The organism is Tsukamurella serpentis, assembly GCF_054780975.1.
In genome coordinates this window covers 179385-191575 of sequence record NZ_BAAGVH010000001.1, presented here as the reverse complement: position 1 = coordinate 191575, position 12191 = coordinate 179385, and the positions used below count along the sequence as shown (strand labels likewise).

Sequence of the window (12191 nt, the reverse complement as noted above, 5' to 3'; positions counted from 1 at the left end):
CGATCACTTCTCCCGGGCGCGTTCGGCATGCAGCGACTTCACACGCCGCTCCTCGCGCAGCACCACCTGATAACTCTCGCGCTCCGTGACCAGCCACGGCGGGTTCTCCTCGATGATCGCGGCGATCTGCTCGGTGGTGAGCGCGTCCTCGACACCGCCGCGCGCGAGACCGGAGATGGAGACGCCGAGCTTCGCCGCGACCAGGTTCTTCGGGTGCGGGCCGTTCTTGCGCAGGTCCTGCAGCCACTGCGGCGGATCCGCCTGCAGCGCGGCGAGTTCCTCACGGGTGATGGAGGTCTCCTGGAACTGCGCCGGAGTGGCCGGCAGGTACACGTCCAGCTTCTTCGCCGCGGTCGCGGGTTTCATGGACTGCGCGTTCTGCCTGCTCATGGGTACCAGCCTATCCTGAACAGGTGACCACTCCACCTCTGCGGCTCGCCTACGTGCCCGGTGCCACGCCGGCCAAGTGGGCGCGGATCTGGTCCGAACGTCATCCCGACCACCGTCTCGAGCTGGTGCCGGTGTCCGCCGCCGGGGCCGCCGAGGCGGTCCGGTCGGGCTCCGTCGACATGGCGCTGCTACGCCTTCCGGCGCAGACCTCGGGTCTGGCGGTGATCCCGTTGTACCAGGAGACGACGGTGGCGGTGGTCCCGAAGGACCACGTGGTCACCGCCGCCGACGAGCTCTGTGCCGCCGATCTCGTCGGTGAGCCGGTCCTGCTGCCCGGCGATGACGCCCTGCACTGGGACCAGTCCCCCGGCACGGTGGTCGAGCACCGTCCGGAGACCACCGCGGACGCGATCGAATTGGTGGCCGCCGGTGTGGGCGCACTGATCGTTCCGCAGTCCCTGGCACGGTTGCACCATCGCAGGGATCTGACCTTCCGGCCGATCGCCGACGCTCCGGAATCCACCGTGGCCCTGGCTTTCACCGAAGGGCAGCCGCAGCCTCCGGTGGAGGAGTTCGTCGGGATCGTGCGCGGACGGCGAGCCGGCTCCTCACGCGGCCAGACCGAGCCCGCCCCCAAACGCACCGCACGGGAGAAGACGCTGGCCAAGCAGGCGGCTCGTGCGGCGGCGGGCAAGAAGGCGACCCCGAAACGCGGGGCGAGCGCAGCCAAGCGGCCACGCCGCCGGTGAGCCGCGCATCCCTCGCTCCTTCACCGCTCGCCCACTGATACTCCGGCCCGGGCCACAGCGCGCCGTCGTCCTGTTCGGCGATCTCACCGCGACGACTGCGCCGCGGCGCGGGCGATCTCGGCGAGCCGCGCGAAGCCCTCTGTCTTCGCGCTCGACGCCCGGTAGGCCAGTCCCACTCTCCTGCCCGGGGCGGGTTCGGCGAACCGGGCGGTCGCGAGGTCGGTACCGCGCAGTTCGACGGCGACCGCGGGTTCGGGCAGCAGGGTCACACCCAGCCCGCCGGAGACGCACTGCACGATCGTGGCCAATGAGGCGGCGCGGGTATCACCCATCACGCCCACGCCGGATTCGACCTGCCGGCACAGGTCGAGCGCCTGATCACGCAGGCAGTGCCCTTCGTCGAGGAGCAGCAGCGGCAGGCCCGCGAGGTCTTCCGCGGTGAGATCGTCCCGCCCGGCCAGCAGGTGCTCCGGCGGAACCACGAGAACGAATTCCTCGTCGTACAGCGGGATCTCGGCAATGGATGAGCTCATCACGGGTAGAGCCAGGACGGCGACGTCGATCCGGCCGGAGCGCAGTGCGTCCAACAGTCGGGCGGTCTGGTCCTCCACGACGTTGACGGTGAGGTCTTCGACCTCGTCGCGCAACGCGGGCAGGAGCGCCGGTAGCCGGTACGGGGCCACCGTCGGGATCATGCCCAGGCGCAGGGTGCCGCGCAGTTCTCCGGTGAGTCCCGCCGCCGAACTGACCAGCTCGGCCGCCGAGGCCACGATCCCGGATGCCTGCTCCAACAAGGCCGTTCCGGCCTCGGTGATGAGCACCTTGCGGGTGCTGCGCTCGACCAGTTGCACCCCGAGACCGGCTTCCAGTGAGGCGAGCGCCTGGGAGAGCGAGGGCTGGCTGACCCCGAGCGAGGTGGCGGCGGTGCCGAAGTGTCGGGAGCGGGCCACGGCGACGAAAGCACGCAGCTGAGCCAGGGTCGGCTGATAAGGCTGATCGGACATGCCTATCAGTGTAGTGCCATTGATCACCTTTGCTTTACAAGCGCGTGACTCGCCGACCATGATCTAAGGCGCAACGAATCAGTGCCCACACCCTTCGGGCGACGAAACGGATGAAGGAGTCACCTTGCCTCTCTTGACTATCGGCGATCAGTTCCCCGCATTCAATCTCACCGCGGTGATCGGCGGCGACCTCTCGAAGGTCGACGCGCAGCAGCCCGATGACTACTTCACCACCGTCTCCAGCGATGACTTCGCCGGCAAGTGGAAGATCGTCTTCTTCTGGCCGAAGGACTTCACCTTCGTCTGCCCCACTGAGATCGCCACCTTCGGCAAGCTCAACGAGGAGTTCGCCGACCGCGACGCCCAGGTGCTCGGCGCCTCGGTGGACAACGAGTTCGTGCACTTCCAGTGGCGCGCTCAGCACGAGGACCTCAAGACCCTCCCGTTCCCGATGCTCTCGGACCTCAAGCGTGAGCTGGCCGAGGCCACCGGCGTGCTCAATGCCGACGGTGTCGCCGACCGCGCCACCTTCATCGTGGACCCGAACAACGAGATCCAGTTCGTCTCCGTGACCGCCGGTTCCGTGGGCCGCAACGTCGATGAGGTGCTCCGCGTTCTGGATGCGCTGCAGTCGGACGAGCTGTGCGCCTGCAACTGGAAGAAGGGCGATCCGACCATCGACGCCGGCGAGCTGCTCAAGGAGAGCGTCTAAGCCATGTCGATCGAGAACCTGAAGAACGCGGTCCCGGAGTACGCCAAGGACCTCAAGCTCAACCTCAGCTCGCTCGCGCGCTCCACCGAGCTCAACGAGCAGCAGCTGTGGGGCACCTTCCTCGCCTCGGCCGCCGCCACCAAGAACGCGACCGTGCTGCGTGAGATCTCCGAGGAGGCCGCCGACACGCTGTCGGCGGAGGCCTACAACGCCGCCCTCGGTGCAGCCGCCGTCATGGGGATGAACAACGTCGCCTACCGGGCGAAGGGCTTCCTCGGCGACGATTACGCACAGGTGCGGATGGGCCTGCGGATGAACATCATCGGCAACCCCGGCGTCGACAAGACCGACTTCGAGCTGTGGAGCCTGGCCGTCTCGGCCATCAACGGCTGCGAGCACTGCGTCGCCGCGCACGACGACGTGGTTCGCAAGGCTGGCCTCACCAAGGAGCAGGCCTTCGAGGCCGTCAAGATCGCCGCCACCGTCCAGGGCGTCGCGCAGGCCGTCTTCGCGGCCGAGACGCTCGGCTGAGTCGGTACCTCACCTTCACCCACGACGGTGCCCGTCCCCGATCCCGGGGACGGGCACCGTCGTCTGCGCACCCCGACTCGTATGCCGGACGACGCGGACCCGCCACTACTGGGCGAGCTCGATGGCACGCTAGTGGTCGATGGCCTTCTCGACTCCGACACCGGTGAGGGAGCGGACCTCCATCTCCACCGCCTTGGGCGCGAGATCGGTATCCGGCTTACCGAGCAGGGTCCCGATGATCGCCAGGCCGAAACCTATCGGGATGGACACCAGTCCCGGGTTCTCCAGCGGGAACCAGGCGAAGTCCAGCGATTTGAACATCGAGGTCGGCTTCCCCGATACGGCCGGAGAGAAGACGATCAACACGATCGCGGAGATCAGGCCGCCGTACATCGAAGCCACGGCACCGGTGGTGTTGAACTTGCGCCAGAACAGTGAGAACAGGATCGTCGGCAGGTTCGCCGACGCCGCGACCGCGAAGGCGAGCGCCACCAGGAACGCGATGTTCTGCCCCATCGCGCCGATGCCGAGGACGATCGACGCGACGCCGATCACCACGACGGTGATCCGCGAAACCCGCACCTGGGACTCCTCGGACGCCTTCCCGTGCTTGATTACACCGTTGTAGATGTCGTGCGCGAGACTCGCCGACGCGGTGATCGCCAGTCCCGCCACCACGGCCAGGATCGTGGCGAAGGCGACCGCGGAGATCACCGCCATCAGAATCGTTCCGCCGAGGGAGAACGCGAGCAGCGGCGCGGCCGAGTTCACCCCGCCCGGCGCCTTGGTGATCACATCGGCCCCGACGTATGCCGCCGCCCCGAAGCCGAGCACCAGCGTGAACAGGTAGAACGCACCGATCAGGCCGATCGCCCAGGTCACCGAGCGGCGGGCCTCCTTGGCGGTGGGCACCGTGTAGAAGCGCATGAGCACATGCGGCAGGCCGGCGGTGCCCAGCACCAGGGCCAGCGCCAGCGAGATGAAGTCAAGCTTGGAGGTCTCGGTCTTGCCGTATTTGAGACCGGGTTCGATCACCTTCTCCCCCGACTTGCTGCCGTCGATCGCCTTCTGCAGCAGGTCCGAGAAATTGCCCTTGACCGCGGCGAGCACCATCAGCGTCATCAACAGTGCACCGCCGACCAGCAGCACCGCCTTGACCATCTGTACGTAGGTGGTGCCCTTCATTCCGCCGACCAGCACGTACACGATCATCAGCACGCCGACGACGGAGACCACGACGGCCTGCCCGGTAGTGCCCTTGATGTTGAGCAGCAGCGACACCAGACCGCCGGCGCCCGCCATCTGTGCGATCAGGTAGAACAGCGAGACCGTCAAGGTGGCCAGCGCCGCGGCCATCCGGACCGGGCGCTGCTTGAGCCGGAAACTGAGCACATCGGCCATGGTGAACTTGCCGACGTTGCGCAGCCGCTCGGCGACCAGCAGAAGCGCCACCAGCCACGCGACCAGGAAGCCGATCGAGTACAGGAAGCCGTCGTAGCCCTGGATCGCGATCGCGCCGCAGATGCCCAGGAAGCTTGCCGCCGAGAGGTAGTCACCGGCGATGGCGAAACCGTTCTGCGGGCCGGTGAAGGTGGCACCGCCGGTGTAGAAATCGGTGGCCTTCTTGGTGGTCCGGCTGGCCTTGATCACCAGGCCCATCGTGACTCCGATGAACAGCAGGAAGATCAGGATGTTCAGCGCCGTCGAGCCGACCTGCTGGCCGACCTCGATCCGGCCCGGTTCGAATGCGAGCAGTGCGGTCACTTCGCCTCCCCCGGCTTGAGTTCGTCCTCGATCCGCTCGCGCAGATCCGTGGCCATCGGGTCGACGGTGCGGTCCGCGAAATGCACGTACGCCCAGGTGATCGCGAAGGTGGTCACGAACTGACCGAGTCCCATCAGCAGGGCGACGTTGATGTTGCCGAACACCTTCTGGCTCATGAAGTCATGGGCGTAGGTGGCCAGGACCACGTACAGCCCGTACCAGAGCAGGAAGGCCACCGAGATCGGGATCACGAAGCCTGCGAGCCTGCGACGCAGGTCGTGGAATTCCTTGCTGTCGTAGGCGCGCTGATAGACCGCCGCCGTATCGTCCTCGTTCACAACCAGAAGTGTGGCACGCACCACACCCCCGCGGGTTCGATTAGCTGCGATTCACCGAATGCGAGCGCGGGTCAGGCGTCGAGCGCTCGGCGGGTCGCTGCCGCGATCTCGGCGACCTGATCGTCGGTGGTCACGAACGACGGTGAGTACTGCAGCGTTCCCAGCCCCGCGGCGCGGCCCGAGACGCCCTGGGCCCGCAGCTTGCGCACCATCGCCATCGCCTCGGCCGGCTCGTGCAGCTGGACGCCGGCGACCGCGCCGACGCCGCCGCGGACGTCCTTGACCTTCGGGTGCTCGGCCAGCGGCGACAGCTCACGCAGCAGAGTGTCCTGCAGGCGCAGCGCCTCGGCGACGAGGTTCTCCCGCTCCATGATGTCGAGCACCGCCATCGACGCCGCCGCCGCGGCGGCGTGACCGCCGTAGGTGTAACCGTGCCGCCACCACACCCCACCGGAGAAGAAGGGTTCGGCCACGTGCGGTGCCACGAACAGCGCACCCATCGGAACGTAGCCGCTGGTCAGTCCCTTCGCGGTGGTCATCAGATCGGGTTGGAGATCGAACCGGCTGGAGGCGAACCAGGCCCCGCCGATCCGGCCGAAACCGGTGATCACCTCGTCGGCGATGAACAGCACGTCGTGCTCCCGGCAGATCTCCCGCACCTCACGCAGGTATCCGTCGGGCGCGGGCAGCAGACCGCCTGCACCGATCACGGGCTCGGCGACGAAGGCTGCGATGCTGTCGGCGCCGACCCGTTCGATCAGGCCGAGCAGTTCCTTCGCGTCGTCCCAGGCGACCGTGGCGGTGTCGTCGAACAGGACGCCGCCGTACCCCTCCGCGTTCACCGGGATCCCACCGAGGCTGGTTCCGCCCACGTGCATCCCGTGGTAGGCGTTCGAGCGGCCGACGATGAGCTTCTTGTCCGGGCGGCCCTTCTCCTGCCAATAGCGACGGGCCAGCTTGATCGCCGAGTCGACCGAGTCCGACCCGCCGGAGGTGAAGAAGATCTTGCTCCCGGGCACGGGTGCGATCGTCTGCAGCCGCTCCGCCAGCGCCACCGTGGTGTCGGTGGCCGCGTCGCCGAAACCGGTCACGTGCGCAACCTTGAGCAGCTGTTCGCGGACCGCATCGGCGACCTCGACACGCCCGTGACCGACGTTGGCGAACCACAGCCCGGCAGTCGCGTCGAGATAGCGATTGCCGTCGACGTCGAAGACGTAAGCGCCCTCGCCGCGGGCGAAGACGAAAGCGCCGTCGCGCTCCACCGCGCCCATGTCCGCGAAGCCGTGCCAGAGTGCCGATGAGGTGGTGGGGTGCTGTGCGCTCATAGGCATAAAATAGAGCAAATGACGAAGCAGGAGACGGCCGCCGTCCGCGTGGAGGCCGACGGGGCCGCCACGGCACCGTCGAAGCGCGACCTGTACGCAGCGCTCGGCACCGAGTCCGAGCCGACGGTCTCGCTGCGCGACGAGACCAGGTTGCGAGGCCGGCTCAAACGCGCGAAGGCCGCCGACCTGCCCAGGCTCGCGCGCGAGGTGGACAAGGCCCGCGAGCGGTTCAGCGAACGCCGCGACGCGGTCCCGGCCATCGTCTACCCGCAGGAACTACCGGTCAGTGCCCGACGCGAGGAGATCGCCGCAGCCATCTCCGAGAACCAGGTGATCATCCTCGCCGGCGAGACCGGATCCGGGAAGACGACTCAGCTGCCGAAGATCTGCCTCGAACTCGGCCGTGGTGTCCGCGGCATGATCGGGCACACTCAGCCCCGGCGGCTCGCCGCTCGCAGCGTCGCGGAGCGGATCGCGGAGGAGACGGGCACCGAACTCGGCGAGACGGTCGGATACGCGGTGCGCTTCACCGACAAGGTCTCGGCGAAGACCTCGGTCAAGCTGATGACCGACGGCATCCTGCTGCGCGAGCTGACCCGTGACCGCCTGCTCCGCGATTACGACACGATCATCATCGACGAGGCGCACGAGCGGAGCCTCAACATCGACTTCCTACTGGGCTACCTGCGGCAGATCCTGCCTCGGCGACCTGACCTGAAGGTCATCATCACCTCGGCGACGATCGAGCCCGAGCGCTTCGCGGCGCATTTCGCCGATCCGAGCGGTCGTCCAGCGCCGGTGTTCGAGGTCAGTGGCCGCACCTACCCGGTGGAGATCCGGTACCGGCCGCTCGATGAGATGACCGACGACGCCGAGCCGCTCGATCAGGTCACCGGGATCGTGCACGCCGTCGACGAACTCTCCCGAGAGGCTCCCGGCGATGTGCTGGTGTTCCTGTCCGGTGAACGCGAGATCCGTGACGCTGCGGAGGCACTGGCCGGTCGTGTTCGCCCGGGGGTGGAGATCCTGCCGCTGTACGCGCGGCTGTCCGCCGCGGAGCAGCACCGCGTCTTCGCACCGCACTCCGGGCGCCGGATCGTACTCGCGACCAATGTCGCGGAGACCTCGTTGACGGTGCCCGGGATCAAGTACGTGATCGACACCGGCACCGCCCGCATATCGCGCTACTCCGCGCGCACCAAGGTGCAGCGGCTGCCGATCGAACCGGTCTCGCAGGCGTCGGCGCAGCAGCGTTCGGGCCGGTGCGGGCGCACCTCCGACGGCATCGCGATCCGCTTGTACTCGCAGGAGGACTTCGACGCTCGGCCGGTGTACACCGATCCGGAGATCCTTCGCACGAACCTGGCTTCGGTGATCCTGTCGATGACGGCGCTCGAGCTCGGCGAGGTCTCGGCGTTCCCCTTCGTGCAGCCACCGGATGAGCGCGCGGTCCGCGACGGTGTGGCACTGCTCGAAGAACTCGGTGCGCTGGAGCCCGCCCGCAGTGCTGGCGAGCGGGACGGAGCCGGTCCGCACCGCCGGCTCAGCGCCATCGGGCGGCAGCTCGCGGACCTGCCCGTGGATCCGCGTATGGCGCGGATGCTGGTGGCGGCCCGGGAATTCGGTGTACTGCCCGAGGTGCTGGTGATCGTGGCGGGTATGTCGATCCAGGACGTTCGGGAGCGCCCGGCCGAGCACCGCGCCGCGGCGGACGCCCAGCACGCCAGATTCTCCGATCCCACCTCCGACTTCCTCTCGTATCTGACGCTGTGGCGGCACCTCGGGGAGCGCCGGGCGGATCTCGGTTCGAGTGCCTTCCGCCGAGAGTGCCAGCGGCAGTTCCTGCATTACGTACGGATCCGCGAATGGCAGGATCTGCACGGGCAACTCCGCCAGATCTGCCGCGAGCTGGGGTGGACACTCGAATCGCCGGACCGCGAGCCCGCGGCCTCACCCGATCTCATCCATCAGGCCCTGCTCGCCGGACTTCTCTCACAGATCGGGCTCCGCGAGCCGGACGGCCGTGAGTTCCTGGGGGCACGTCATGCGAAGTTCCTGATCTTCCCCGGATCGGCCCTGTCGAAGAAGCCGCCGCGGCTGGTGATGGCCGGTGAACTGGTGGAGACGTCGCGATTGTTCGCACGGACGGCGGCGCGGATCGAACCGGAGTGGGCGGAGAAGGCTGCGGGCCCGCTCGCCAAGCACCACTACTCGGAACCGCACTGGTCCACCAAACGCGAAGCCGTCCAGGCCAAGGAACGGGTCACGTTGTTCGGTGTCCCGCTGGTCTCGGACCGCACGGTGAACTACGGCCGCATCGACCCGGTGGTCTCCCGGGAGCTGTTCATCCGGCACGCGCTGGTGCAGGGCGAGTGGCGTACACGGCACCGGTTCTTCGCGCGCAATCGAGCTCTGCTCAGTGACCTGGAGTACCTGGAGGACAAGGCCCGACGTCGCGACCTGGTCGTGGACGAGGACGCCCTGTTCGACTTCTACGACCGGCGGGTACCCGAGGGGATCGTCTCGGCGCGGCACTTCGATGCCTGGTGGAAGAAGACCTCCCCCGACCGCCCCGACCTGCTCGATTTCACCGAGACCGACCTGCTGGCCGATTCCGCTGCCGAGGTCACCGGCGACGCCTACCCCACCACCTGGTTGCAGGGGCGGATCGAAGTTCCGCTGAAGTACCGGTTCGAGCCGGGGGCGGCCGATGACGGTGTGACCGCACGGATTCCGGTGCAGGATCTGGCGACGGTGCGGGCGGACGGCTTCGAGTGGCTGGTACCGGCGATGCGGCAGGAACTGGCGACAGCACTGATCAAATCGTTGCCGAAGCACCTTCGCCGGGAGGTCGTCCCGGCGCCGGACTACGCCGCCGCAGCGCTGGCCCGGCTGACTCCACGCGCGGAGCCGCTCACCGCCGGACTGGCGCGGGAGCTGACCCAGTTGTCCGGAACGGTGATCGGACCGACGGACTTCACCCGAGAATCGCTACCCGATCATCTGCGCGTGACCTTCGTGGTGGTCGGCGACGACGGCCGCGAGCTCGGAAGCGGTAAGGATCTCGAAGCGCTCAAACGCCGGCTCGGCAGCGCTGTCCAGGAGGATCTGTCCAGCCGGGCGGACGCGTACGAACGCGCACCGTCGGCCACCTGGACCGCGGACACCCTCGGGGACGTGCCGCGGAGCATCGACACCCAGGTCCGAGGCAGCCGCGTGACCGGTTACGGCACGCTCTATCCCGACGGTGACCGCGCCGGGGTGCGCGTGGTGGCCTCGCAGGCCGACCAGAGCGCACTGATGGGACCCGGACTCGACGTACTGCTGGCGAATGCGCTGCCGGCGGCGCACAAGTCGATGTTGCAGTCCGTGGGGCAGCGCGAACGCCTCGCGCTCTCGCAGAGCCCGTACGCGTCTCCGATGGATCTGCTGACCGATTGCCGGCGACGTGCGATCACGGACCTGCGTGCGGCTGCGGCACCGGCATGGACACCGGAGGAATTCACGGCGTTGACGGCGACGGTCCGAGCCGGACTGGGTGAGCGGACGCAGCGGTACTTCGCCGACGTGGCCGCAGCGGTGGCGACGGCGACCGAACTCCGCGGCGCGATCGGCTCGGCCCCGCCGGCGCTGCGGGACGCGGCCGACGACATCGCCGAACAGGTGGACTCCCTGCTGTTCCCCGGCTTCATCGCGGTGACCTCCGGTGATCACATCCAGCATCTGCCGCGGTATCTGGCGGGAGCAGCGGCACGGTGGGCGGGGCTACCCGCGTCCGCCGACCGTGACGATCGGGGGATGGCCGCACTGGACCGGGTGTACGCCGCGCTCACGGCGAAGTTGGACGCGCTGCCGGAGCATCGGCGTGATGCGGCCTTGGATCACGTGCACTGGTCCATCGAGGAGCTGCGGGTGAGCTTGTTCGCGCAGTCGCTGGGAACCGTGGGCTCGGTTTCGGAGAAGAAGGTGCTCGCAGCGATCGCGGCGCTGAACTGAGCCGCCTTCGACGCGGAAGCCACTGATCGTGCCGCTGAGCACGATCGGCGGTCAGGCGACGTCGGTCGGGTCCGAGGCCGCGCGGGTGCGCAGGTCGGCGATCGCGGCTTCGAAATCCTCGATCGAGGTGAAACCCTGGTAGACCGAGGCGAACCGCAGGTAGGCGACCTCGTCGAGGTCGCGGAGCGGCCCCAGGATGGCCAAGCCGACCTCGTTCGCCGGGACCTCCGCGACGCCGGAGGCGCGGACGGCGTCCTCGACCTGCTGCGCGAGCTTGTGCAGGTCGTCGTCGGCGACATCACGGCCCTGACAGGCGCGACGCACACCCTTCATCACCTTCTCGCGGCTGAACGGCTCGGTGACCCCATTGCGCTTGACCACGGCCAGTACCGCGCTCTCGACGGTGGTGAACCGACGGCCGCATTCGTTGCACGAACGTCGGCGACGAATGCCCTGGCCGTCGTCGTAGACACGTGAATCGACCACACGAGTGTCGTCGTTCTTACAGAACGGGCAATGCATCGGTTCACCTCCCGCGCGGGTGCGCTCGGCCGTACGTCGGGGAAAGGGCAGGATCGCGGCATCCGTCGCGGCCCCTTCCCGAGCTCTCGGCATCGAGGATACTCGGCGGGTGAACCGCACCACGTTGTCGAGGTGCGTCACACCGCCGTGGCCGCGGGAATCAGTGCTCGCGATGTGCATCGTCATCATCGTTGTGCCCTTCAATCAGTGGTGTCGCGGGGAATCACCGGGTATCGCCGTCAGTACCGCGGGGTGACGAGGGTCTGTCCGGAGTGCACCTGGCCGTTGTTCAGTCCGTTGATCCGGGAGATCTCGTCGATGACGCTCGCACGGGAACGCTCGGGTGCGATCTCTGCGGCGATCTGCTCCAGATTCTGGCCGGCGCGGACGGTGACCACGGAGGTCAGTGCCGGCCGAGCGCCTTCAGCTGCGCCGCTCTGCTGCTGCTCGCCGCCGCCGAACAGGACGAGTACGGCGACGAACGTGCCCACCGCCAGCGCCAGGCACAGCGCCCACGACGGGCCGGGAGTACGCCGAGCGCAACCGGCCACACGGGAGACGCCGCGTGCCCGCCGGCGGACGGGCGGACGCACGTGCGAACGTTCGACGGACCGCCGGGAGGACCCGCGCGCACCGGTGACCCGAACCGGTCCGGCGTCCGTTCGAACTGCACCCCCCAGGGCATCGTTCGATGGAATGAGCGAAACGTCCGCGGTGAGCGGATCGCGCTCCTGGGCCAGCCGGGGCGAGACGCCTCGAGCACGCGCGCCGGCCCTCCGGGCGGGGCGGGAGACGCCGCGCCGGACGGTGCCGTTCGACTGAACGCACGCACCGTTTCCTGCGGTTTCGATATCCCGATC

Annotated in this window: 11 protein-coding genes; 4 read left to right on the top strand and 7 right to left on the bottom strand. The window is 68.2% G+C overall.

From position 1 onward, the window contains the following. Positions 1–3: 3 nt before the first annotated feature. Positions 4–390, bottom strand: a complete 387-nt coding sequence (locus ACYVHG_RS00915; protein ID WP_461165546.1) for a DUF5997 family protein — start codon at positions 388–390, stop codon at positions 4–6. A 23-nt stretch (positions 391–413) separates the two neighbouring features. Between ACYVHG_RS00915 and ACYVHG_RS00910 the strand changes: the two genes are divergently transcribed. After that, positions 414–1139 carry a LysR family substrate-binding domain-containing protein gene (locus ACYVHG_RS00910; RefSeq protein ID WP_461165545.1) on the top strand — a complete coding sequence of 242 codons (726 nt, stop codon included), beginning with the start codon at positions 414–416 and terminating at the stop codon, positions 1137–1139. Positions 1140–1222: 83 nt separating this feature from the next. On the opposite strand, the gene ACYVHG_RS00905 is transcribed toward ACYVHG_RS00910, so the two are convergent. Continuing rightward, entirely contained in the window at positions 1223–2143 is a 921-nt protein-coding gene (locus ACYVHG_RS00905) for a LysR substrate-binding domain-containing protein (protein ID WP_461165544.1), read from the bottom strand. Between the two features lie 124 nt (positions 2144–2267). Between ACYVHG_RS00905 and ACYVHG_RS00900 the strand changes: the two genes are divergently transcribed. After that, positions 2268–2855, top strand: a complete 588-nt coding sequence (locus ACYVHG_RS00900) for a peroxiredoxin (protein WP_461165543.1) — start codon at positions 2268–2270, stop codon at positions 2853–2855. A 3-nt stretch (positions 2856–2858) separates the two neighbouring features. Continuing rightward, the gene (locus ACYVHG_RS00895; protein ID WP_461165542.1) at positions 2859–3386 is read left to right on the top strand and encodes a carboxymuconolactone decarboxylase family protein; all 528 of its coding nucleotides are present in this window, start codon (positions 2859–2861) and stop codon (positions 3384–3386) included. Positions 3387–3515: 129 nt separating this feature from the next. On the opposite strand, the gene ACYVHG_RS00890 is transcribed toward ACYVHG_RS00895, so the two are convergent. From ACYVHG_RS00890 to ACYVHG_RS00880, 3 genes are all read right to left on the bottom strand, one after another. Beyond that, entirely contained in the window at positions 3516–5150 is a 1635-nt protein-coding gene (locus ACYVHG_RS00890) for a solute symporter family protein (protein WP_461165541.1), read from the bottom strand. Beyond that, a complete protein-coding gene (locus tag ACYVHG_RS00885) occupies positions 5147–5488 on the bottom strand; it encodes a DUF485 domain-containing protein (protein ID WP_461165540.1) in 342 nt (113 codons plus the stop codon). Before ACYVHG_RS00885 ends, ACYVHG_RS00890 begins: the two co-directional genes overlap by 4 nt. Positions 5489–5559: 71 nt before the next feature. Beyond that, positions 5560–6813 (bottom strand): aminotransferase family protein, encoded by a 1254-nt coding sequence (locus ACYVHG_RS00880; RefSeq protein WP_461165539.1) that lies wholly within the window; start codon positions 6811–6813, stop codon positions 5560–5562. A gap of 18 nt (positions 6814–6831) precedes the next feature. Here ACYVHG_RS00880 and hrpA point away from each other — a divergent pair, with 18 nt between their 5' ends. After that, entirely contained in the window at positions 6832–10809 is a 3978-nt protein-coding gene (gene hrpA / locus ACYVHG_RS00875) for an ATP-dependent RNA helicase HrpA (RefSeq protein ID WP_461165538.1), read from the top strand. Positions 10810–10860: 51 nt separating this feature from the next. Here the strand turns inward: hrpA and nrdR are convergent, their stop codons facing one another. After that, positions 10861–11331 (bottom strand): transcriptional regulator NrdR, encoded by a 471-nt coding sequence (gene nrdR, locus ACYVHG_RS00870; RefSeq protein WP_461165537.1) that lies wholly within the window; start codon positions 11329–11331, stop codon positions 10861–10863. A gap of 239 nt (positions 11332–11570) precedes the next feature. Next, on the bottom strand, positions 11571–11924 hold the full coding sequence (locus ACYVHG_RS00865) for a hypothetical protein (protein ID WP_461165536.1): 354 nt from the start codon (positions 11922–11924) through the stop codon (positions 11571–11573). Positions 11925–12191 lie beyond the last annotated feature (267 nt).

Coding starts and splice junctions, on each gene's coding strand:
- ACYVHG_RS00895 (WP_461165542.1), top strand. CDS start 2,859: ATGTCGATCGAGAACCTGAAGAACGCGGTCCCGGAGTACGCCAAGGAC.
- ACYVHG_RS00905 (WP_461165544.1), bottom strand. CDS start 2,143: ATGTCCGATCAGCCTTATCAGCCGACCCTGGCTCAGCTGCGTGCTTTC.
- ACYVHG_RS00880 (WP_461165539.1), bottom strand. CDS start 6,813: ATGAGCGCACAGCACCCCACCACCTCATCGGCACTCTGGCACGGCTTC.
- ACYVHG_RS00915 (WP_461165546.1), bottom strand. CDS start 390: ATGAGCAGGCAGAACGCGCAGTCCATGAAACCCGCGACCGCGGCGAAG.
- nrdR (WP_461165537.1), bottom strand. CDS start 11,331: ATGCATTGCCCGTTCTGTAAGAACGACGACACTCGTGTGGTCGATTCA.
- hrpA (WP_461165538.1), top strand. CDS start 6,832: ATGACGAAGCAGGAGACGGCCGCCGTCCGCGTGGAGGCCGACGGGGCC.